Origin of the sequence: Embleya australiensis (genome assembly GCF_051903075.1) — a bacterium.
GTDB lineage: Bacteria > Actinomycetota > Actinomycetes > Streptomycetales > Streptomycetaceae > Embleya.
Genome location: NZ_CP182422.1, coordinates 5,737,083 through 5,759,740, shown reverse-complemented (window position 1 = coordinate 5,759,740; position 22,658 = coordinate 5,737,083). Strand labels below are relative to the sequence as shown.

Here is a 22,658-nt window from a genome sequence, read left to right as displayed (position 1 = left end):
ACGCCGATCATCGACCGCCGAGGTACCCGGTGAACGCCGTCACCCAGAAGTTATCGCGAGCGTGTCACGGCTCCCGATGGTCTTCCCTCGTTCTCCCCACAAGACCCCTCAGGGCCAGGACACTACCGCTGCCGGCGGGCCACGTGAGCGCGAGACCGGTTCCGATCGGCCGGGCGGCCGGGCGGCGGATCAGCCCGCTGCCGGCGGTGCCGGCGGCGTGTGCGCGCGATGCCGGCGCCCCGGGCGACGCTGGGTTCCATACGCGGCGAGCCCCGTCGATCCGTCGACGAGCGCCCGCCGGACGCAAGCAACGGACACCTACGGGGAGCAACCCATGACATACGCGATCGAGACCGAGGGCTTGGTCAAGCGGTACGGCGAAACCACCGCGCTGGCCGGGATCGATCTGCGGTCCGAGGCGGGCACCGTGCTGGGCCTGCTCGGCCCCAACGGCGCGGGCAAGACCACGATGGTGCGGGCGCTGGCCACGTTGATCAAACCGGACTCCGGCATCGCCCGGGTCGGCGGATTCGACACGGTGCGCCAGGCGCACGAGGTACGCCGGCTGATCGGGCTGACCGGGCAGTACGCGTCGGTGGACGAGGAGATGACCGGGTTCGAGAACCTGCTGCTGCTCGGCCGACTGCTCGACCTGTCCCGTGCCGAGGCCAAGGCGCGGGCCCGCGAACTGCTCGCCCGGTTCGACCTGACCGAGGCGGGCGGGCGCAGCCCCGACACGTATTCGGGCGGTATGCGGCGCCGCCTCGACCTGGCCGCCTCGCTGGTCGGGCGCCCGGCCTTCCTCTACCTGGACGAGCCGACCACCGGCCTGGACCCGCGCAGCCGCGGCGACGTGTGGCAGATGATTCGCGACCTGGTCCGCGACGAGGGCGTGACCGTGTTGCTGACCACGCAGTATCTGGACGAGGCCGATCACCTGGCGAACGACATCGTGGTGATCGACCACGGCCGGGTGATCGCGAACGGCACCTCCGACGAGCTCAAGGCGCAGATCGGCGGCCGGAGCCTGGAGGTGCGCCCGGTCGACCCGAGTCGACTGCCCGACGTGGTCGAGCTGTTGCGCGAACTCGCCGGCCGGGAGCCGTTCGTGGAGCACGAGCGCGGTCAGGCCACCGTCGCGGTGAGCGACGAGGACGTGCTGCCGGTGGTGGTGCGTCGGCTCGACGAGGCGGGCATCCGGGTCAACGAGTTCACCCTGCAACTGCCCAGCCTGGACGAGGTGTTCCTGACCATCACCGGGCACCGCAGCCAGGACTCGGCCGAGCGGGACGACGGCGCGGACCCAAAGAGGAAGGCCGCGTGAACCGACTCCCGGACCGTTACGGCACACGCGTGATGCCGATGCTCGCCCTGCTCCTCACGATCGTCTCCCACCTGGCCCTCATCCCTGGAGCCTCCCGATGACCACGACCACCGTCCGCCCGGCCGACAAGAGCGCCGCCCCGCCTCCCGCCCACGGCACGCCCGGGGCACATCGCAACGACCCGAGCGCCGTGGTGCGGCACACGCTCACCCTCACCTGGCGCAGCCTGGTGAAGTTGAAGAAGCAGAGCGAGCAGCTGATCGACCTGACGCTGCAGCCGATCCTGTTCACCGTGATGTTCGTGTACCTGTTCGGCGGCGCGATCGAGGGCAGCACGCACGACTACCTGCAGTTCGTACTGCCCGGCATCATGGTGCAGACCGTGGTGTTCGCGTCGGTGGGCACCGGCGTCGGGTTGTGCACCGACATGTCCACGGGCGTGTTCGACCGGTTCCGCAGCCTGCCGATATCGCGTATCGCGCCGCTCGCGGGCACCGTGCTCGGCGACGTGTTGCGCTTCCTCGTCGCCATCACGTCGGTGTTCGTGTTCGGCACCATCATCGGTTTCCGGTTCCAGACCAATGTGCTCGCGGTGGCCGCCGCGGTCGGTCTGGTCCTGGTCTTCGCGTTCGCGTTCTGCTGGGTCGTGGCGCTGCTCGGGGTGAGCATGAAGCAGCCGCGCACCGTGCAGGGCATCTCGTTCCTGATGATGTTTCCGCTGACCTTCGGCTCGAACCTGTTCGCCAAGACCTCGACCATGCCGGGCTGGTTGCAGGCGTGGGTGAAGGTCAACCCGGTCACCGCGATCACCAACGCCTCGCGCGGGCTGTTGACCGGGGGCCCGGTGGCGCACCACGCGATCGTGGCGCTGCTGTGGGCGCTGGGTCTGATGCTGGTGTTCATTCCGCTGACGGTGCGTCAGTACAACCGGCGGGTCTGACCCGCTCCTCGGTCTACCACCCGTCGCGCGACACCCACAGCGGTGGCGGCGCGACGGGAAGGTCGGCCGCCACCAGGGAGACCACCTCTTCCCGGGTCATCCCCGTGCCGATGGCCCGGGCCCGGTCGTATTCCTCGGCGCTCATCCGCTCCAGGATCCGCCCGGCCACCCGGTCCGCGTCGACGTCGCCCAGGTCGGGATGGCCGCGCACCACCTGTGCCCCGCCGAGCAGGATCGCGGCCTGCTCCGGATCGCCGCCGAGCAGCGCCAGCGCGGCGAATCCCTCGACGCAGCCCGCCAGGATCGGCATGTCCTGGCTCTCCAACGCGAACGGCAACCCGGTCAGCAGGTCGCCGCGCGCCGCCGCCGCGTCGCCTCGCGCACAGGCCACGTGCGCCCGGCCGACGTACAGGCTGCAGATGAACTGCGGCGGCAACTGCCGCAGTCGCGGCACCGGCGGCAGCGCCGCGAGGGCGTGGTCGTAGCGCTCCGCCGCCTCGTCGAAGTCCCCGACGAAGCGCGCGAGTTCGGCCAGGCCCAGGGTGGTGCCCAGACCGGTGGTGAGCGAGGCGCCGGGTGCGCCGGGCCGGCGCGAGATGTCCTCCATCACCTGCCGGGCCAGGACGATGTCGCCGGCCCGCGCGTGGATCATCCCGCGACGCACCATCAGTTGCGGGATCTCGTCCTCGGCCTGGAGCGCGCTCAGCAGGACCAGCGCCTCGTCCACGGCGGCCAGCGCCGCGTCGTAGTCGGCCGTGTACATCAACAGTTCGGCCAGCCCCGAGATCGCCGAGGACCGTCCCCAGCGGTCCCCGATCGCAGCGAACCGATCCCGGGCGTCGGTCAGGAAGGTCACCGCCTCCTTGGGGTTGCCCAGGTTGACCGCGAAGTGTCCGCGCATGAGCCGGGCCATGGCCTGGACCCACGGGTCGTCGATCTCGTCCGCGTCCTGCAGCGCGGCCCGCAGACCCACGTCGTCGGTGCGGATGATGGCCGCCAACAGCTCCATGAAGATCGGCAGTTCGGGTACCTCGTCGGGTTCGAGCCGACGGGTGATCAGCCGGGCCTCGGCGTAGGAGCGCAGCGCGTTGCCCCGCTCTCCCGCGGAGAACGAGTGCAGCGCGTGGAAGGCGAGCGCCGCGGCCCGGCGGGCCCGCGGCACGGGGCCCGGCAGGGCGAGCGCCTCGTGGCCCCAGGAGTACGCCTCGGCGTGGGTGCCGCGCATCGCCCAGTACCAGGAGAGCGCGTCGACCAACCGGGTCGCCAGCCAGGCGTCGCCGTGGTCGACGGCGTAGCGCAGCAGGAGCGCGAGGTTGTCGTGCTCGGCGGTGATCCGGTTGATCGCCTCGATCTGTCCCGGGCCGCGCAGCCGGGCGCCGGCCGCCTCGACGTAGTCGATGAACCAGCGCGCGTGCCGCTCGGAGGTCGCCTCGGTCTCGCCCGCCTCGGCCAGTTTCTCGCTCGCGTACGCCTGGATGGTCTCCAGGAGCCGGTAGCGGGTCTCGGTGCTGCCCATGACGTCCACCAGCGACTTGTCCACCAGTCCGGCGAGCAGGTCGAGCACGTCGGCGGGGTCGAAGTCGTCGCCGGGCAGCACCGCCTCGGCGGCCTCCAGGGTGGTGCCGCCGGCGAACACCGACAACCGGCGCAGCGCGGTGCGTTCGCGCTCCTCCAGCAGGTCCCAGCTCCACTCGACCACCGCGCGCAGCGTCTGGTGTCGGGGCAGCGCGGTACGGCTGCCGCCGGTGAGCAGCCGGAAGCGGTCGTCGAGGCGGTGCGCGATCTGCGCGGGGGTGAGCGAGCGGGTGCGGGCGGCGGCCAGTTCGATGGCCAGCGGCTGGCCGTCGAGCCGGCGGCAGATCTCGCCGACCGCGCCGATCGTGTCGGCATCGACGGCCAGGCCCGGCCGCACCGCGCGGGCCCGGTCGGCGAACAGTCGCACCGAGGCGTAGCCCAGCGCGTCTGCGGCGTCGACGCCGACCGGCGGCAGGGCCAGCGGGCCCAGCGGGTACAACATCTCGCCGTCGATGCCCAGCGGCTCGCGGCTGGTGGTGAGGATGCGCAGCGACGGCGCGCGGGCGAGCAGTCGGCCGGCGAAGCTCGCGGCGGCGGCGATCAGGTGCTCGCAGTTGTCCAGGATCAGCAGGCTGGGCGGCCCGGTGAACGCGTCGACGATCCGGTCGACCAGGTCGCGCGCACCGGCCAGATGCGGGTCGAGCAGGCCCACCTCGCGGCGGCCCAGCGCCCCCAGGACCGCCTGCGGTACGTCCAACGGGTCGAGCACGGGGGCGAGTTCGACGAACCAGATGCCGCCGTCCACGCCCACGCCGCGGGTCGCGATCCGGCTGCCGGCCTCGGTGCTCAGCCGGGTCTTGCCCGCGCCGCCGGGGCCGACGACGGTGACCAGGCGCGATTGGCCGAGGAGTCGGTCGACCCGGTCCACCTCGTCCTCGCGGCCGACGAAGGTGGTCAGCCGGGCGGGCAGATTGCCCGGGGCCGGGCGGGCGGCGACCGGCGGCGCGGGTGCGGGCGACACGGAGGCGGCGGGCGCGGACACCGGCGCGGGCCGCGAATCGCCACCGCGCAGGACGGCCAGGTACGCCGCCTCCAGGTCGGGCGAGGGGTCGATGCCCAGCTCGTCCGCCAGCCGCTCGCGCAGGTCCTGATACAGCGTCAGCGCGTCCGCCCGGCGGCCCTCCTCGTGCAGCGTGCGGATCAACAGGCCGTACAGCCGCTCGCGCAGCGGATGCTCGCGGGTGAGCTGCTCCAACTCGGCGGCCAACCCCTGGCTGCGGCCCAGGATCAGCTGCGCCTGCACCCGGTCCTCGATCGCGCCCAACCGCTGCTCGGCCAGCCGCGCCGCGGGTCCCAGCGCGAAGCTCGCGTCGGCGGCGTCGACCAGGGCCGACCCCCGCCACATCGCGAGCGCGCGCGTGAGCGTCTCGGCCGCGCCGGCCGGGTCGCGCTCGTCGAGTTGCCGGCGTCCGCGCACCGCCAGTTCGGCGAACACATGCGCGTCCAGGTCGTCGGGGCGGATGTCGAGCCGATAGCCGGCCGGCCCCGAGTCGAGCCCGACGGGCAGTTGCCGGCGCAGTCGGGAGATCAGCGACTGCAACGCGTTTCCCGCGCCGGAAGGGGGGTCCTCACCCCACACGGCCGTGATCAACCGGTCGGCGGAGACCGGTCTGCCGGGGTCGAGGGACAGGCGGATCAGCAGCGCGCGCAGGCGCGCGCCGCCGATCGTCACGGATCGACCGTCGTCGTCCCACGCCTGGAGCGGGCCAAGCACCGAGATGTACACCCCACCACTCTTCCACCCCGACGGGTCGCCCGGGGGTGTCGGCCGGCGGCGCGCGGAGCGCGGTGGGGGTCGGCGACGGGGAGTTGCGCATTGGGAGCGCCCCGGGGCACGGGAACCCGGGACGATCATCTGGAGAATTCACTCGTTCGTGGGATTAATTCCCACTCGTGGGAGTGAGCACCCCGAACAAATCAACCGTTCGGTATCGGATCGGATCCGACTCAGGCGCCGATACGACCGATAAACGTTTGCCACGCACCGGATTCCAGTTCGAGGACCGGACCGGCGGCAACTTTCGAGTCGCGCACCAGGACGGCGTCGGTGTCGGGGGCCGTCTCGACGCAATTGCTGGTGGCCCCGCTGTAGGTGCTGCGCCGCCAGGCGTGGCCGACCGCAACCTCGTGACCTGCGACTTTGCCACCGGAGTGGGAATCGATCGCAGCCTCTTGGGAAACGGACGGGAAATGCGATCCCTGCTTTGTGTTGCTCAAGACAATTCCTTTGCTGTGAGCTCGATCATGGACAAGGATTCACCGTACGACAGTGCGGTCGCGCGGATGTCCTCAAACATCCGCTCATAGACACTGACGTGTTCGGGCTCCTCGAGATAGAGGCTACTCGTATGCGTGTCGAGGACGACCACATCCAGATCGGAAAGTTCGGGGAATCCGATGATCGCGAATGAACCCTCGATCGCGGGGTGTGCGCCGGCGGCGAACGGAAGGATCTGCAACCGCACGTGCGGCCGGGCCGCGGCGGCCATCAGATGCTCCAGTTGGGCCCGCATCGTCTCCCGCCCGCCCACCACCGTGCGCAGCACCGACTCGGAGATCACCACGCTGAGCCGAAACGTCGCCTCGCCCTGCGCGCCGACCCGGTCGAGCACCGCCTGCCGCTCCTGACGCACCCGCACCAGCATGTCCACCTCCTCGGCCGGCATGTCGTCGCGGACTGCCGCGATCACCGCCCGCACATAGTCGGGCGTCTGCAACAGGCCCGGAATGAGCGAGAGTTCGAATCCACGCATACCCGAAGCCTCGGCCTCCAGGCTGAGCAACTCGGCGTAGGAGCTGGGCAGGATCGACGAATAGCTGTGCCACCAGCCGCGCTTCTTGGCCTCGCGGGCCAGGGTGAGCAACGAATCCCGCTCCCGCTCGTCCGCGACCTCGTACAGGTCGAGGAGGATCCGCAGGTCCACCGGTCGTACCCCGCTGCGCCCCAACTCGATCCGACTGACCTTGGAATCCGAGCACTCCAGACGTACGGCGACGTCTTCGAGGCTCAGGCCGCGCGCTTCGCGCAACCGGCGCAGCTCGGTCCCGAGCCTGCGCTGCCGAACGGTCGGATTGGGCGCCATGGCCACGCCGCACCTCCATGTACACGCTGTTGACGCACCGAACCGGAACGTCGGCGCGTCCGATCGGGGGACAGTGTGCCCTACTGGGCGTGGAAGTGTGGTTACTACCGGAATCTTCCCGTGCATCCAAGAGTGGGAGTTGCACACTCGTTGTCGGCCGGGCACGCTCCATGCCGGTCATGACTTACTGTTGTCCACGGGTCGCTCTGGGTGCATGTTCCGGATCGTGCGACCCCCTGCCGCACGTCCGGAGGTCGACATGCCGGTGATGGCGGAGGACGTCCGTCACTATTGCGTTCAGCTGGCCGCCTCGGCACCGGCGGTGGGCCGTGCCCGCCGGACCACCGGCAAGGTTCTGCACGACTGGGGCCTGGCCGAATTGGTCGACGTGGCAGAGGTGTTGCTGACCGAACTGCTGACCAACGTGCTCCTGCACGTCGGTCCCGGCGCCTGGCACGCGCTCACCCTGCTGCACGACGGCGACCTGCTGCGGGTGGAGGTGCGCGACTCGTCGCCGCGCATGCCGATCGCCCGGGTCGGCGACTGGGACGAGGAATCGGGCCGGGGACTGCGGATGATCGACGGCCTGGCGCACGCGTGGGGCGCCGACCGACTCCCGCCGGGGAAGGTGGTGTGGTTCACCCTGCCCCACGCGCCGTAGCCGCGCACCGGCCGGGGCGCGCTCAGCGGGCGGTCGATCCGGCGACCGCGAGCAGGCACTCCTCGGCGAAGGCCAACACCCGCAGGTGATAGGCGCGCGCGGCGTGGTGAAGGCTGATGTTGTGCCCCACGCCGCGCTGGGTGTACGTCTCCACCGTGCGCGCCCGGCGCAGCGACTCCCGTGCCAGGGCCGGTACTTCGGGTCCCGACGGGTGGGACCGCTCGAACTCGGCGACGGTCCAGTGCACCGCCGGCGTCACCCTCGCGAGCACGTCCGGCAGCGTATTCGGGCTCTCCCGCACATCCACGAACTCGGCCATCGGCACCGGCGCCACCACCCGACCCGCCCGGGTCAACAGCGCGGGATCGTAGGACCCCGGCGGCCCGAAGAAGGCGTCCGGGGCGGCGCCTCCGGTCGAGGGCACGAAGTCGCCGTCGGTGGGGACGGCGGCGAACTCGGCGAGCCGGGCCGGGGTGTACCGCAGCGGCACGCCCGCGACGGCCAGGCCGAGCAGATCGTGGCCACGCTTGTCGGCGCCCATGCGCAGCGCCAGGACCGCGCCCATCGAGTGCGCGACGACGAACACGGGCAGGCGCGCCGGCGCGGCGGGGTCGGCGGCGGCCGACGGGTCGGGGTCGCCGCCGGGGACCTCTCCGGGATCCGGCGCCGCGTCGAGCGCCCCCGTCGTCAGTTCCTCGACGAGGGCGAACAGGGCGTCCGCCTGCGCGTCGAGTCCTTGACGGGCCCGGTCCAGGCCCGCGGACGCGCCGTACCCGGGGCGGTCGATCGCCAGCACGGTCCAGCCGAGCGCCGCGCCGAGCAGCAGGAGCGAGCCGTCGGGGGCGCCGTCGCGATGCCAGTAGGCGGCGCGGGAACCACCACCGTGGATCGCCAGGAGCAACCCGCGCGGGCGGACGCCGGCCCCGGGTCGGGCGAGCAGACCCGACAGGGTCGTACCCGCGATGTCATAGCCAACGTTCTCGACCCGGCCGGGCATGGTGCTGACCTCCACGTGCGATTGCCCCCCGATGACACCACATCACCTCGCCGGACATTGACGGGGTATCACCCCCGACCAACAATGTAACGGTGTAACAGAGACGAGGTCGGAGTACGGACGCCCACCCGTCGCGGATATTCACCCCTACGGGACAACGGAGTCACCCTTGAAGCACCAGGACGTGGTCGCCGCCGGGCGGCGCATCATCGAGCACATCACCCACCGCACGCTCGATCTGGGCGCGGCCCCCGTCGTCCTGGACGGCTCGGTCTTCACCGATCCGGTCCGGCACGCCCGCGAGCGCGAGGTGTTGTTCCGACGCACACCGCAGGTGATCGGATGGGCGGGCGAGGTAGCCGAACCGGGCGACTTCATCGCGCGCGACGTGGACGGCGTGCCCGTCCTGGTCACCCGGGACCGGGACGGCGAGCTGCACGCGTTCCTGGACGCGTGCACCCACCGGGGGATGCGGGTCAGCCGGGACGCGCCCGAGACGGAGGGATTGTCCGGGACCGGTTGCGGCAGCGCGCGGCGGTTCCGCTGCGGCTACCACGGATGGACGTTCGGCAACGGCGGCGAACTCACCGGCCTGCCGTCGCGTCCGCAGTTCCCGGGCATCGACCCGAAGCGGTACGGGCTGCGCCGGCTCCCGGTCGCGCTGTCCGCGGGCCTGGTCGTGGTCGGCCTGCGGCCGGAGGTCGAGGTGATTGGCGCGCTGGACGAACTGGCGGACGCCTACGCCGGTTTCCCCTACGACCGGACCCGGGCGGTGGTGAGCGAGCGGTTCGAACTCGACTGCAACTGGAAGCTCACCGTCGACGTCAACGTCGAGGCCTACCACGTACCGTTCCTGCACACCGCGACGATCGACGGCATCGTGCTCAACCACGGCATCGTCGACACGTGGGGACCGCACACCCGCTTCGCGGTGCCGATCGTCGGCTTCGAGCAGCTGGCCGAGGTGCCCGAGGAGTCCTGGCCCGCGCGGTTGCCGATGGTCAACGTGCAGACCGTGCTGCCCTCGACCGTGCTGATCGAGAGCCCGCTGAGCACCACGATGTTGCGGATCTACCCGGGCGATCGGCCGAACCGGTCGGTCGTGCACATGACCGAGGGCACCTGGGAGCCGCTCGGCGAGCAGAGCATCGCCACCGCCAGGGCCAACCACGAGACCAACAAGCGGGTGCTGGTCACCGAGGACTTCCCGGGGGCCGAGTCCTGCCAGCGCGGGTTCGACGGGGGGCTGCCGACGATGGTCGTGGGCATGGGCGAGTCGGCGGTGGCGCACTGGCACCGGGTGTGGGACGACGCGCTCGTCACGGCCGGGGACTGACGGCTCGGGACGGGACGGGCGGACGGGGCGGCGGGCAGAGCACCGGACGGGGCGGGCGAGGCGGCGGGCGAGGCGGGAGTCCGGGCGCCGTCGGGTTATGATCGTCCCGCTCGCGAAACGCTGTGCGGTTCGCGAAGGAGGCGCCTTTGGCCGGGCGCCTCCTTTTCTTTTGTCCGAATCCCGCCTCTGTGCCCGAATCCCGTGCCGCCCAGAGCCCGCGCGGCGGGTGTGCGCGGCGCGGGCGCACGAACCGTTTCCGGATCGTTTTTCCCCGCTCTACCCGTGCCGTGCCGCAGGTCCTACTCTGCTCTCCAGCAAGCACGTCGACGGGTCCCGAAGGGGCGTGGGCGATGCCCGGGGTGCGCACGCTCGAAGAAGTGCTCGACCACGACGGCCCACTCGCCGAGGGGCCGTTACGCGAGGTCGCGGCGGGTATCGCCGACGCGTTGGCCCGGGTGCACGCGATCGGCCTCGTACACGGCAGGCTCCGTGCGGACCAGGTCCTGCTCACCCCGTACGGCCCGCGCGTGACCGGGTTCGCCGGCCGCGCCGACACGGACGACGGCGGCGATCCGTCGGAGGACGTGTACGCCTTCGGCACCCTGATCACCCTGGCCGGCGGCGGGACGTCCTCCGGCGAACTCGGCCCGCTGCTGCGGCGCTGCCTCGACCCCGATCCCGGGCGGCGCCCGACGGCGGTCGACGTGGACCGGGTGCTCACCCCGAGGCCCGCCGTGCTGATGGTGCCGGCCGGGGTGGACGACAGCGCCGACGCACCGCAGGAGGCCCGCGCGCAGGAGCCGCCGACCGGGCGCGGGTTGACCCGTCGGCGCCTGCTCGTCGGGGGCGGCTTCGCGCTTACCGCGGCCACCGTGACCTCCGCCGGCGTCGCCTTCGCGCGCTATGCCGGGGGCGGTGGCTCGCGCCCCAGGATGCGGTGGCGGCGTTCGGTGGAGGGTCGGGTGACCACCCTTCAGGTCTTCGACAACGTCGCCTACTGCACCACGACGGACAACGTGGTGATGGCCGTCGGCACCGAGACCGGGGTCGCGCTGTGGACGGCGCGGACCGAGTCGATGGTCTGGTCCCAGCCGGTGGTCTCCGGCACCGCGATGTTCCTGGCCTGCGTGGCCGGACAGGTCACCGCGCTCGATCCGAGCACCGGCGAGCGGCTGTGGCAGCAGCACGCCGGCGACCAGATCCTCGGCGCACCGGTGCTGTACGGCTCGTCCCTGGTGGTCGGCACCCGGGACGACCGGGTGGTGGGCATCGACATGACGCAGGGCGCGCAGAGTTGGCAGTGGAGCGAGGGCACACCACACGGCGGGGTGATGCCGGCCGTCTCGGAGACCGGCGGCGACTTCCTGTACCTGACCTACAGCGACGGTGCGGTCGGCGCGATCCGCGACGATCGCCGGGAGCCGAGGTGGTCGACCCGGCTCGACTCGCCGATCGCCCGCCCGGCGCGCGCGATGGGCGATCTGGTCTACGTGGTGTCGGGTTTCACGCTGGTGGCGCTGAGCGTGTCGACCGGCGAGGTGCGGTGGCGTTTCCAGGGCGCCCCGGACATGACCGTCCCGGTGGTGACCGAGAACCTCGTCTACACCACCGACGTCGGCGCGCTGTACGCGCTCGACGCGCATACCGGCCGGGAGCGCTGGCGGCAGCCCACCGGCGCGCGGGTGCCCAGTCCGGTGGCCCTGGTGAACGGGACCGCCTATGCCGGCGGCACCGACACGCTGTACGCGTTCGACCCGGTCACCGGCGGGCGGCACTGGCGGCACGGGTTGCCGACCTATCTGACCGCCGCCCCGGCGGGGGCCGGCAAGGTGCTGCTCCTGGGCACGGCCGGGTCCGAACTGGTCGCGCTGGAGACCTGATCCGCCCGGGTCGCGGCGGCGAGCGCGGCGTGGGCGGCCGGCGCGTCGGCCGCGGTCACCGTGATCAGCCGGCCGCCCCCGGCCAACGCGCACACCGCGCGTCCGGGGGCGCTCGACGCCGGTTCGGCCGGGGCGGGCAGGGTCAGCCGGGTGCCCACCACGGTCCCGCCGGCGGTGCCGGCCGGTCCCCGCCACCCCGGCGGCGCGGCGGGGCCGTATGCGCTCCGCTGACGCAGCACCGGCCGCCCGGCCACCACCGCGTCCCAATGCGAGAGCACATCGCCGCAGGGTTCGCCGGCCCGGCCCAGGATCAGCGTCTCCTGGGCGAACAGACTTGCGTCCTCGGCGAGTTCGGCGTGCACGGCGGTGTGGAACGTGGCCCGCGCGGCGACCACGACCGGCTCGGGCGACCAGTCGAGGACGGCGCCGGCGGCGATCAGCAGGTCGACCCGCTGCCGGGCCGGGGTGCCGTCGCCGATCAGCACCACCGCGGCGGCGGCGGTCCGGATCCGCAGCCGGGCGCCCGGCCCCACCTCGACCCGCACCGCCAGGTCGTCGCCGCCGATCGGGCCGGCCGCGCCGCCGACGAGGACCACCTCGGGGATCGGCCCGGGTACGGACACCTCGCGCGGCGCCAGCGGCACCTGTCCGCGCAGTCGGGTCACCACCGAGCGGCCGTGCCGAACCTCCGCGCGGATCAGGGCGGTCGCCCTCACCCGCCGACCGTGGCCGGGCGCGCCGCGGGGACGGGGGCACCCGCCCGCCACGCGGCGATCTGGTCGAGCACCCACGCGGCGACCACGTCCGCGTCCGGGGTCTCGCGCAGGGACAGGAAGGCCACCGGGGTGCCGGGGCGCATCCGGGCCGCGTCCCGGTCCATCACCGCCAGGTCGGCGCCGATCTGCGGGGCGATGTCCGTCTTGTTGATCACCAGGAGGTCGGAACGGCTCACGCCGGGGCCGCCCTTGCGCGGAACCTTGTCGCCGCCGGACACGTCGATGACGAACATCTGTACGTCGGCCAGTCCCCGGCTGAACGTCATGGTCAGGTTGTCCCCGCCGGATTCGATCAGCACCAGGTCCAGGTCCGGATGCGCCGCCTCCAGGTCCTCGACCGCGTCCAGGTTGCCGCTGATGTCGTCGCGCACCGCGGTGTGCGGGCAACAGCCGGTCTGGACCGCGGCGATCCGGTCCGCCGCCAACACCCCGGCCGCGCGCAGGAAGTCGGCGTCCTCGGTGGTGTAGATGTCGTTGGTGACGACGGCGAGCGAGAACCGCCCCGCGAGGACCCGGCACAGCGCGGCGACCAGCGCCGTCTTGCCGGACCCCACGGGACCGCCGACGCCGATCCGCAACGCGCGTGTGCCGGGCGCCGCGGACTCCGGGCGTGTCGGGTGCGCCGACGGCCCGCCGTTGCCGGGTGTGTGGTCAAGATGCAAAGTGGACGACCTCCTCCTGGACGTGCAGTTCGTGGCAGACGTCCAGGCCCACGGCGGACCAGCAGGGCAGCCGGTCCCAGTCGCCGTCGGCGGAGACGGTGCGCGCCGCGTCGGCGGCCTCCTCCGCCACCTGGTCGCAGTGCCCGGCCATCTCGGCGAGCACCACGGTGACCGAGATCGGGTCGAGGGAGAGCAGTTTCACCGCGGCGGCCGCCGGTCCGTTGACCACGTTGGTGGCGGCCAGCACGGCCGCCTCGCGCGCGTCCAGCCGGGCCCGGGTGGCCGCGGCGCCGAGCACGATCGCGTGGTGCGGGGACACCCCGAGCGCGGTCCACGGCTCGGTGGGCCAGGCGGCCTTGACCACCCGGCGCAACGACCGGCCCTGCGCGCGCGAGGCGGCCCGGGCGGGCGCCGACGCGGTCCTGGCGTCGAGTTCGGCGTCGAGTTCGGCCCAGGGCCCGTGTTCGGGCAGCGTGTAGGGGCCGGCGGTCAGCGCGGCGACGGCGGCGAAGGCCGCCTGTACCGCGCCGGTGGAGTAGAGCTTGCCGAGCAGGAATTCGGTGAGCGTGTCGAGATCGTGCACCTCGCCGCGCAGGACCGCGTTCTCCAGACCGCCGGAGTGCGCGTAGCCGCCGGCGGGCAACCGTGAATCCCCGAGCAGGAGCAGTCCAGCACCCATCAGTACCACCTCTTACTGGTCGTAACGTGTCGATGTCGGTCCCGGCCGGTCACCGCAGTCACAGTTCTCTCTCCTGACGGTGAGTCAGCTTTCCCTGACCCTCCGTCAAGAAGCAAGCGTGCGCAATCAGAAAAGGAAATAACGTTGGGCCATCGGCAGGGTTCCGGCCGGCTCGGCGACCACCTTCTCGCCGTCCACCCGGACGGAGAACGTCTCGGGATCGACCTCGATGCGCGGCATGGCGTCATTGAGCGGCATGGCCGACTTGCCCCGACCCCGCACGTCGCCGGTGGGCACGAGTCGACGATCGAGGTTCAGCCGTCCCGCGAGCCCGTCCTCCAGGGCCGCCGACGCCACGAAGTGCACCGAGGTAGCCGCCGCGGTCCGCGCCGCGGCGCCGAACATCGGCCTGGGCAGCACGGGTTGCGGGGTCGGGATCGACGCGTTCGCGTCGCCCATCGCGGCCCACGCGATCGCTCCGCCCTTGACCACCAGACGCGGCCGCACGCCGAAGAATCTCGGGTCCCACAACACCAGGTCGGCGAGCTTGCCGACGGCGACCGAGCCGACCTCGTCGTCGAGCCCGTGGGCGACCGCCGGGCAGATCGTGTACTTGGCCACATACCGCCGGGCCCGCAGATTGTCCGCGGCCCCGTCGCCGGGCAGCGAACCGCGCCGGACCTTGTTCACGTGCGCGGTCTGCCAGGTGCGCAGCACGGTCTCGCCGACCCGGCCCATCGCCTGGCTGTCCGAGCCGATCATGGAGATGGCGCCGAGGTCGTGCAGCACGTCCTCGGCGGCGATGGTCGAGGGGCGGATCCGCGATTCGGCGAACGCCAGGTCCTCGGCGACGGCCGGGTTCAGGTGGTGGCAGACCATCAGCATGTCGAGGTGCTCCTCGACCGTGTTGACGGTGTGCGGCCGGGTCGGATTGGTGGACGAGGGCAGGATGTTGGGCAGTCCCGCGACGGTGATGATGTCGGGCGCGTGTCCACCTCCGGCGCCCTCGGTGTGGTAGGCGTGGATGGTGCGCCCGCCGATCGCGGCCAGCGTGCCCTCCACGAAGCCGGTCTCGTTGAGCGTGTCGCTGTGCAGCGCGACCTGGATGCCGGCCGCGTCCGCCACGCGCAGCGCGGCGTCGATCACGGCCGGGGTCGAGCCCCAGTCCTCGTGCAGCTTGAGCCCGCCCGCGCCGGCCCGGACCTGCTCCCACAGGGCCTCCTCGGACACGGTGTTGCCCTTGCCGAGAAGCACGAAGTTGATCGGTACGCCGTCCAACGCCTCCAGCATGCGGGCCAGATGCCACGCACCGGGCGTGACGGTGGTCGCCTTCGACCCCTCGGCAGGACCGGTCCCGCCGGCGACCATGGTGGTCACCCCGGCGGACAACGCCTCGGGAAACTGCGTCGGCGAGATCAGATGCACGTGGCAGTCCACGGCCCCGGCGGTCAGGATGCGCCCATTGCCCGCGATGATCTCGGTGGACGGCCCGATCACCAGGTCGGGATGCACCCCGTCCATCGTGTCGGGGTTGCCGGCCTTCCCGATCCCACACACGCGGCCGTCCCGGATGCCGACGTCGGCCTTGACGACGCCCCAGTGATCCAGGATCACCGCCCCGGTGATCACGGTATCGGGAGCCCCTTCGGCCCGAGTCCGAAGCGACTGCCCCATCGACTCCCGAATCACCTTCCCCCCACCGAAGATCACCTCGTCCCCGGCAGCCCCCAGCGGCCGAGTCAAATCCTCGGTCACCTCCACGAGCAACTCGGTATCGGCCAGCCGAATGCGATCCCCGGTGGTAGGCCCGTACAGAAGCGCATACCGATGCCGATCGACGGTCGTCACCGAGAGCCCTCCCGATCCAAGTCGCCCCCGCGCCCGACCCGCAGCCCCGGCACCACGCGCGCCCCCGCGAGCGGCACCAACTCCACCTCGCGCCCGACACCCGGCTCGAACCGCACCGCGGTCCCGGCCGGCACATGCAACCGATGCCCCCAGGCCGCGTCCCGATCGAACTCCAACGCGTCGTTGGCCGCCGGAAAATGCAGATGCGACCCCACCTGCACGGGCCGATCCCCGGCGTTCAGCACCATCAACGTCACCACGGCCCGCCCGGGATTGAGCACAATCTCCCCCGAGCCCAGCAAGACCTCGCCAGGCACCACGGCCGCCAACGACCGCCGAGCCCTACCCCCACTCACGGAATCGGCCGATGCACGGTGACCAACTTCGTCCCATCCGGAAAGGTCGCCTCCACCTGCACCTCGGCCACCAACTCCGGGACCCCGTCCATCACATCGTCCCGCCCCAGCACATGCCGCCCGGCCTCCTGAAGGTCCGCCACAGACCGCCCGTCCCGAGCCCCTTCAAGCAAAAACGAAGCCAACACCGCGGTGGCCTCGGGATGGTTCAGCCGCAACCCCCGAGCCCGCCGCCGCTCCGCCAGGTCGGCGGCGTAGGACACCATCAACCGCTCCTGCTCATGCGGCGTCAACAACACGCGGCAACCTCCTCCAAGGCCGTACCGACTCGTTGCCCAAGCCTGACCACCCCGTGTTTCCCACCGAAGGAGCCAATGTTAACGGAACGTATCCAACCACTCACACCACACCACAACGGCCTGCCGCGCGCGGGTCCACGACGTGGTCGAGGTTCCGGCGCCGGGGCCCGCGCACAGGCCCGGTCGGCGGCGCGTGGCGCAACTACCCGTGTGTGGCGGGGTCGGAGGCTGTGCGCATGCTCTTCAGCGACGTGTCGAAACCGCGCTTCATGACCCGGCTCAGCGGGCGCTCGACCAGACGATGCAGCAGATAGGCCACGGTCAGCGCGACGACCAGGGCCACCGTGATGGCCCCGCGGTCGCCGAGCCCTCGGTCGCGCAGCCAGTGGATCAGCGTCCAGCCCGCTTCCTGATGGATCAGGTACAGGGGGTAGGTCAGCGCGCCGAACACGGCCAGCCGCCGCCACCGCACCCAGTCGAGGTATCCGAGCGCCGCGGCGAGCACCGCCGCATAGGCCAGCGTGATGCCCACCGACACGGCCGTCCCCGACATCGGGTGCCCGACCGCGTCGTCATAGACCTTCTTCAGACCCGGCACATCGGCGAGCGCCATCAGCCAGGTGAAGCCGACCACGGCCCACAGCAGCAGATTCGGCCCGAAACGATGCATCAGATACATCGTCACCCCGGCGACGAAGTACGGCGCCTGGCGCACCATCGCGACTTCCTCCACGATCGGCGCCCCGGAGCCGTTCGCCAGCAGCGCCACCACCAGCCAGATCCCGCAGAAGGCGAGCACGCGGCGATAGGTCAGGCCCATCGCCACCACGATCGCGAACAGGAGGTAGAACTGGAGCTCCAGCCAGAGCGTCCAGTAGACGCCGTCGACGTCCTTGACGCCCATCCGGCCCTCGAACATGGTGAAGTTCACCAGCACGGTCCTGAGGTCGATGCCGTCCCGCGCGCCCGGCCGACCGAGATCCGGCGCGACGTGCAACACCGTCGCGGTGAGCACGATGGCCGCCCAGAACGCCGGATACAGCCGCACGACGCGGGACACGGCGAAGTCGCCGGCGCGCCGCCCCCAAGAGCTCATACAGATCACGAAGCCGCTGATCAGGAAGAACAGTTCGACCCCGAGCCAGCCGAACCGGGTGATCCGGGTGACGTTCGGGATGAAGTCCTGCGGGGCGCGACCGCCCCAGATCTCCGGAACGCCCGCGTCCGCCGTCCAATGGAAGGACAACACCGCGAGCGCGGCGAACAGTCGAAACACGTCGAGCGCGTACAACCGCGAGCGGCCCTCGCGCCGGGGCTCGGCCGGGGCCGGCGATCCGGCCGGCCGGCTCTCCTCCGACGCGCTGGGCGATCGTTCTTGGACGGGCGCTTCGGGCGAAGTCGACATGATCGGCTTTCTCACGAGAGAGACGAGATGGGTCGAGATACCGGATGCGAGCCGACGCTATCCCAAACCACCCCACGACATCCGCCCCGATGCCCGAACTCCGCCCGGCCGGCGGAACGGGGACTCGCCCGCGCGGTGGACCCGATCCCGAAGCGCCGGCCGGACGTCGCGACGGTCCCGGGCGCCGTGCGGCCACGCCGGGCGCGGCGCCCCGCCGGGACGAACCCCGGCGGGACGCCGCGCCTGGGTCGGATGTCCCCGGCTCAGAACCCGCCGCCCGGCGGCGCCTCGATCGGGTCGGCCGGGTCGAAGTCGAAGACCCGTCCGTAGAACCAGAGTTCGGCCTCCAGGGCGCGAATGATGTTCTCCGCCCGACGGAAGCCGTGTTGTTCGCCCTCGAACGCCAGGTAGACGTAGGGAAGTTTCTTCTCCTTCAGCGCCGCCACGATCATCTCGGCCTGCGCCGGCGGCACCACCTCGTCCTCCAGACCCTGGAAGACCGCCAGCGGGCTGGACAGGCGGTCGGTGTGGTTGATCGGCGAACGGTCCCGGTACACCGCCTCGGCCTCCGGATACGGGCCGACCAGGCGGTCCAGGTAGCGCGACTCGAACTTGTGCGTGTGCCGGGCCAGCGCCGCGATGTCGGCGACGCCGAAGTGGCTGGCGCCGGCGGTGAAGACGTCGTTGCCCACCAGTGCGGCCAGCGTGGTGTACCCGCCCGCCGAACCGCCCCGGATGGCCAGCTTCGTGCCGTCCACAACACCCGTGTCGGCCAGGTGCCGGGCCACCGCCGTGCAGTCCTCCACGTCGACGATGCCCCACGAGTCGTACAGCAGGTTGCGGTACTCCCGGCCGTATCCCGTGCTGCCGCCGTAGTTCACGTCGGCCACCGCGAACCCGCGGCTGGTCCAGTACTGGATCCGCAGGTTGAGCACCGCCGGCGCCTGCGCGGTCGGGCCGCCGTGGATGGAGACGATCAGCGGCGGCAGCGTGCCCGCGGGCGCCTGCGCGTTCGGGTTCTTCGGCAGGTACAACAGCGCGTGCGCGGTGCGCCCGGCCGGCGAGTCGAACTCGATCGGCCGCGGCGGGCTGAACCACCGGGCGTCGAAGCCGAAGTCCCGGGCCGGACGCAACCGTTCGATCTGGAGTGCGGTGCCCCCGGTGGGCGCGAGCCGGACCCGGCGCGGCGCGTCCTCGTCGTCGGGACCGCCCCCGATCACCAGCACCCCGCCGGACACCGCGGCCAGGTCGGACAACCAGGTCAGCCCGGTCTCCACCCGCGTCGGCGGCTCCTCCGGACGGGTCGGATCGAGCACACCCAGGTGCACGAAGCCGCCCGCGTTGACCGTGCAGGCGATCCGGCCGTCGTCGAGGAAGGCGTAGAACCGCTCGCCGAACACCCACTGCGGCCCGCCGATCTCGGCCTCGACCGGCGCCACCGCCTCCACCTGACCACCCGCGCCGACCCGGTACAGGTTCCACCACCCGGTGCGGTCCGAGGCGAACCACAACGCCCCGTCGGGACCCCACTCGGGCTGCACCACCGACTCGCGTCCACCACCCGCGACCGCCTGCGCGCCGGTCGTGCGCGGTCCCGCCTCGATCGCGGCGACCATCAACTCGGCCGCGTCCCACGGCATGTCCGGGTGCGACCACTGGGTCCACGCCAGCGCCGAGCCGTCGGCGGCCGGTCGCGGCGAGGAGACGAAGTCCGGCCCGGTGACCAGGACCCGCGCCGGCTGCGTACCGTCAAGCGGCAGGGCGACGATCTCGTTGACCGCCTCGCCGTGCGCCTCGACCGCGGCCGGCTCGTGGCTCTCGCGCACCGCGACCAGCCACTCCCCCGCCCCCCACTGCCCCGCGGGCACGACGGTGAAGTCCGCGTAGCGCAGCCCCGCCGGCTCCCGCGGCTCGGCGGTGATCGCCACCGGCGCGTCGTCGCCGGGACCCAGCCGGTACAACCGCTGGTCGGTCCAGTTCGCGAAGACCAACACGCCGCCCCGGACCGTCCAGGCCGCGCCGCCGTACTCGTGCACCCGGGTCCGCGCCGAGAAACCCTCCGGCAACACGTCCTCCGGCGCCCCGCCCGGACGCAGGCGCACCAATTGCACGCGCCCGCCCTCGGTCGGCCGCGCCTCGGCCCACCACACCTCTTCCCCGTCGGCCCGAATCTCCCTGGGACTGGCCGCCCCCTCCACCAACCGCTCGGCCGTGATCGGCGAGGGCCAGGAACCGTATGCCTGCGTCTGTTCCGCGTTCATGTCGGCACTCATCCCACGATCCTCGCCGTCCCACGCCGGGAAAGCATCCGGCGGCCCCGGGAAAACCCCGGAAAACCCGGTCGACCCCGGCCGGGTGCACGCGGGATCATGTGCGTATGACGACAGATCTCGACATTCGCGGCGTGCCGATACCCGTCGCCGAGCTGTCGTGGCGTTTCTCCCGTTCCTCCGGCCCCGGCGGACAGTCGGTGAACACCACGGACAGCCGCGCCGAGGTGTCCTTCGACCTGGGCGCCACCACCGCGCTGCCCGACGTGCTCAAGCAGCGTGCGCTGCGCCGCCTGGAAGGGCGTCTGGTCGACGGCGTGCTCACCGTGGCCTCGTCCGAGCAGCGCTCGCAACTGATGAACCGACAAACCGCCGCCCGGCGCCTGGCCGACATCCTGGTCGAGGCCACGGCACCGCCCCCGCCGCCCCGGCGACCGACCAAACCCACGCGCGGCATGCGCGAGCGCCGGCTGCGCAACAAGCACCACCGCAGTGAGATCAAACGACTGCGCCGCTCGACCGGAGACTGATCCCGGGTCCGAACAGGCTCCGAAGCGGACGCAAAGTCGAGATGAAGCGTCGCTTACCGAAGCATTACGGATCACACCCGGAAAACCGGCGCATGAGCACGATTCGCCATCGCAGACTTCGAACGCCGGCCAGTGCCGCGTACCGCAGCGAACGAAGCGAAGGACTCCGGGATGCCCTCCCCCGCACGTGCGCCACACCCACCGCGACCCACGCTCCCTCCCGTCGCGTACCACTCGTGGAGTCATCCGTGACCGCCGTCGGGCGGGCACGTGCCCGCGCTCGGCACGAGCGGCGCACCTCGACGAGCCACCACCGCGAGCCCGATCACGAACACCCGCCCGGGCCGGTGTTCGTGCGCTGGACCATCGCACCCACCGTCGCGGGCGTACCGGAGGTCCGGCACCGCCTGCGCGACCTGTTACACGGCTGGGGGGTCGCCGAGGAGCTGACCGACACCCTGCTCCTGATCGCCACCGAACTGACGTCCAACGCGGTACGCCACGCGGCGATCCGTACCGACCGGATCCGGATCACCGCGGCCCACGGCGGCGCCGAGATCCGCCTCGAGGTCGCCGACGGACACCCCTTCCGCCCGCGCGCGCTCCTGGAGACGGGGCCGGACTCCGAGGACGGGCGCGGTCTGATGATCGTGAAACTGATGGTGGCCGAACTCGGCGGCCGGATCGACGTGGTGTCCTGCGGTGCCGGCAAGAGCATCCGGGTCACCCTGGACACGGACGCCCACGCCTAGCCGGCGCGACCGCGCGACCGCGCGACGGCTCAGTGGAAGGCGTCCAGGCCGGTCAGCGCCTTGCCGATCACCAGCGTGTGCATCTCGGAGGTGCCCTCGTAGGTCAACACCGATTCCAGGTTGTTCATGTGCCGGATCACCGGATACTCCAGCGAGATGCCGTTCGCGCCCAGGATGGTGCGCGCGCTGCGGGCGATCGCGATCGCCTCGCGGACGTTGTTGAGCTTGCCGAAACTGATCTGCTCCGGTCGTACCCCGCCCGCGTCCTTGCGCCGCCCCAGGTGCAGCGCGAGCAACTGCGCCTTGCCGATCTCCACCGCCATGTCGGCCAACTTGGCCTGGGTCAGCTGGAACGCGCCGATCGGCCGGCCGAACTGCTCCCGGGTGCGGGCGTAGTCCAGCGCGGACTCGAAGCAGGAGCGCGCCGCGCCGACCGAACCCCACACGATGCCGTAGCGGGCCTCGCCCAGACAGCTCAGCGGACCGCGCAGGCCCACCACGTCGGGCAACACCGCGTCGGCCGGCAACCGCACGTCGTCCAGCGTCAACTCGCTGGTGATCGAGGCCCGCAGGGACATCTTGTGCCGGATGTCGACGGCCGCGAACCCGGGGGTGTCGGTCGGCACCACAAAGCCGCGCACACCCTCCTCGGTGCGCGCCCAGATCACCGCGACCTCGGCCACCGAGCCGTTGGTGATCCACATCTTGCGCCCGTTGAGCACCCAGTCGTCGCCGTCCCGCTTGGCGTGGGTACGCATCGACGCCGGGTCCGAGCCGTGGTCGGGCTCGGTCAGGCCGAAGCAGCCGAGCGCCTCGCCGGCGGCCATCCGGGGCAGCCAGGTCTGCCGGTGCTCCTCGCTCCCGAAGCGGTGGATCGCGTACATCGCCAGCGACCCCTGCACCGACACCAGCGAACGCAGCCCCGAGTCGCACGCCTCCAGTTCCAGACAGGCGAGGCCGTACTGCACGGCGCTGGTGGCCGCGCAGCCGTAGCCGTCCAGGGTCATCCCGAGCACCCCGATCCCGCCGAGGCCGCGCGCCAGTTCGCGCACCGACGGCAGTTCGCCGCGCTCGAACCAGTCCGCCACGTAGGGCGTGACGTGGTCGGCGCAGAACCGCCGCACGGTGTCCCGGATCGCCCGGTCCTCGGCATCGAGCAGGTCGTCGATGCCGAGCGGGTCGGCCGGGTCGAACGCGGGTGCCTTGGCCATGCGGGTGCCTCCTGGGCTGTTCGGGAGACCCGAGCGGTGTCCGGACGGGCCTCGATAGATTGCCCCGAACATAG

Annotated in this window: 20 protein-coding genes; 7 read left to right on the top strand and 13 right to left on the bottom strand. The window is 71.8% G+C overall.

Annotated elements, in window-relative coordinates; genetic code table 11:
* The first annotated feature begins 334 nt into the window (after positions 1-334).
* Both ACMXN5_RS24940 and ACMXN5_RS24935 read left to right on the top strand, forming a co-directional pair.
* Entirely contained in the window at positions 335-1,324 is a 990-nt protein-coding gene (locus ACMXN5_RS24940; RefSeq protein ID WP_439677067.1) for an ATP-binding cassette domain-containing protein, read from the top strand.
* Between the two features lie 97 nt (positions 1,325-1,421).
* Entirely contained in the window at positions 1,422-2,264 is an 843-nt protein-coding gene (locus ACMXN5_RS24935; RefSeq protein ID WP_439677066.1) for an ABC transporter permease, read from the top strand.
* A 13-nt stretch (positions 2,265-2,277) separates the two neighbouring features.
* Here the strand turns inward: ACMXN5_RS24935 and ACMXN5_RS24930 are convergent, their stop codons facing one another.
* From ACMXN5_RS24930 to ACMXN5_RS24920, 3 genes are all read right to left on the bottom strand, one after another.
* Entirely contained in the window at positions 2,278-5,565 is a 3,288-nt protein-coding gene (locus tag ACMXN5_RS24930) for an AfsR/SARP family transcriptional regulator (RefSeq protein ID WP_439677065.1), read from the bottom strand.
* A gap of 221 nt (positions 5,566-5,786) precedes the next feature.
* Entirely contained in the window at positions 5,787-6,056 is a 270-nt protein-coding gene (locus tag ACMXN5_RS24925; RefSeq protein ID WP_439677064.1) for a DUF397 domain-containing protein, read from the bottom strand.
* Positions 6,053-6,922 carry a helix-turn-helix domain-containing protein gene (locus tag ACMXN5_RS24920; protein ID WP_395791286.1) on the bottom strand — a complete coding sequence of 290 codons (870 nt, stop codon included), beginning with the start codon at positions 6,920-6,922 and terminating at the stop codon, positions 6,053-6,055. Before ACMXN5_RS24920 ends, ACMXN5_RS24925 begins: the two co-directional genes overlap by 4 nt.
* A 226-nt stretch (positions 6,923-7,148) precedes the next feature.
* On the opposite strand from ACMXN5_RS24920, the gene ACMXN5_RS24915 reads away from it, so the two are divergent.
* On the top strand, positions 7,149-7,583 hold the full coding sequence (locus tag ACMXN5_RS24915; protein ID WP_439677063.1) for an ATP-binding protein: 435 nt from the start codon (positions 7,149-7,151) through the stop codon (positions 7,581-7,583).
* Between the two features lie 22 nt (positions 7,584-7,605).
* Here the strand turns inward: ACMXN5_RS24915 and ACMXN5_RS24910 are convergent, their stop codons facing one another.
* Positions 7,606-8,595, bottom strand: a complete 990-nt coding sequence (locus tag ACMXN5_RS24910; protein ID WP_439677062.1) for an alpha/beta hydrolase — start codon at positions 8,593-8,595, stop codon at positions 7,606-7,608.
* 154 nt (positions 8,596-8,749) lie between these two features.
* Between ACMXN5_RS24910 and ACMXN5_RS24905 the strand changes: the two genes are divergently transcribed.
* Positions 8,750-9,916, top strand: coding sequence for an aromatic ring-hydroxylating oxygenase subunit alpha (locus tag ACMXN5_RS24905; protein ID WP_439677061.1), 1,167 nt, complete (start codon positions 8,750-8,752; stop codon positions 9,914-9,916).
* 350 nt (positions 9,917-10,266) lie between these two features.
* Positions 10,267-11,796, top strand: a complete 1,530-nt coding sequence (locus ACMXN5_RS24900) for an outer membrane protein assembly factor BamB family protein (protein ID WP_439677060.1) — start codon at positions 10,267-10,269, stop codon at positions 11,794-11,796.
* Here the strand turns inward: ACMXN5_RS24900 and ACMXN5_RS24895 are convergent.
* From ACMXN5_RS24895 to ACMXN5_RS24860, 8 genes are all read right to left on the bottom strand, one after another.
* Positions 11,712-12,512: an urease accessory protein UreD gene (locus tag ACMXN5_RS24895; protein ID WP_439677059.1), complete on the bottom strand. Its 801-nt coding sequence runs from the start codon at positions 12,510-12,512 to the stop codon at positions 11,712-11,714. The genes ACMXN5_RS24900 and ACMXN5_RS24895 overlap by 85 nt on opposite strands.
* Positions 12,509-13,234, bottom strand: coding sequence for an urease accessory protein UreG (gene ureG / locus ACMXN5_RS24890; protein ID WP_439677058.1), 726 nt, complete (start codon positions 13,232-13,234; stop codon positions 12,509-12,511). Before ureG ends, ACMXN5_RS24895 begins: the two co-directional genes overlap by 4 nt.
* A complete protein-coding gene (locus ACMXN5_RS24885) occupies positions 13,224-13,913 on the bottom strand; it encodes an urease accessory protein UreF (protein WP_395791272.1) in 690 nt (229 codons plus the stop codon). Before ACMXN5_RS24885 ends, ureG begins: the two co-directional genes overlap by 11 nt.
* Before the next feature lie 126 nt (positions 13,914-14,039).
* The gene (locus tag ACMXN5_RS24880) at positions 14,040-15,761 is read right to left on the bottom strand and encodes an urease subunit alpha (protein ID WP_439677057.1); all 1,722 of its coding nucleotides are present in this window, start codon (positions 15,759-15,761) and stop codon (positions 14,040-14,042) included.
* Positions 15,758-16,081 carry an urease subunit beta gene (locus ACMXN5_RS24875; RefSeq protein ID WP_439677056.1) on the bottom strand — a complete coding sequence of 108 codons (324 nt, stop codon included), beginning with the start codon at positions 16,079-16,081 and terminating at the stop codon, positions 15,758-15,760. The genes ACMXN5_RS24880 and ACMXN5_RS24875 overlap by 4 nt, the downstream gene beginning before the upstream one ends.
* A 32-nt stretch (positions 16,082-16,113) precedes the next feature.
* Positions 16,114-16,416, bottom strand: coding sequence for an urease subunit gamma (locus ACMXN5_RS24870; protein WP_439677055.1), 303 nt, complete (start codon positions 16,414-16,416; stop codon positions 16,114-16,116).
* 202 nt (positions 16,417-16,618) lie between these two features.
* Positions 16,619-17,821: an acyltransferase family protein gene (locus tag ACMXN5_RS24865; protein ID WP_439677054.1), complete on the bottom strand. Its 1,203-nt coding sequence runs from the start codon at positions 17,819-17,821 to the stop codon at positions 16,619-16,621.
* Between the two features lie 263 nt (positions 17,822-18,084).
* A complete protein-coding gene (locus ACMXN5_RS24860) occupies positions 18,085-20,094 on the bottom strand; it encodes a S9 family peptidase (RefSeq protein WP_439677053.1) in 2,010 nt (669 codons plus the stop codon).
* A gap of 104 nt (positions 20,095-20,198) precedes the next feature.
* On the opposite strand from ACMXN5_RS24860, the gene arfB reads away from it, so the two are divergent.
* Both arfB and ACMXN5_RS24850 read left to right on the top strand, forming a co-directional pair.
* On the top strand, positions 20,199-20,621 hold the full coding sequence (gene arfB, locus ACMXN5_RS24855; protein WP_395791260.1) for an alternative ribosome rescue aminoacyl-tRNA hydrolase ArfB: 423 nt from the start codon (positions 20,199-20,201) through the stop codon (positions 20,619-20,621).
* Positions 20,622-20,869: 248 nt separating this feature from the next.
* Positions 20,870-21,373 carry an ATP-binding protein gene (locus ACMXN5_RS24850; RefSeq protein WP_439677052.1) on the top strand — a complete coding sequence of 168 codons (504 nt, stop codon included), beginning with the start codon at positions 20,870-20,872 and terminating at the stop codon, positions 21,371-21,373.
* A gap of 29 nt (positions 21,374-21,402) precedes the next feature.
* On the opposite strand, the gene ACMXN5_RS24845 is transcribed toward ACMXN5_RS24850, so the two are convergent.
* Entirely contained in the window at positions 21,403-22,584 is a 1,182-nt protein-coding gene (locus ACMXN5_RS24845; protein WP_439677051.1) for an acyl-CoA dehydrogenase family protein, read from the bottom strand.
* Positions 22,585-22,658 lie beyond the last annotated feature (74 nt).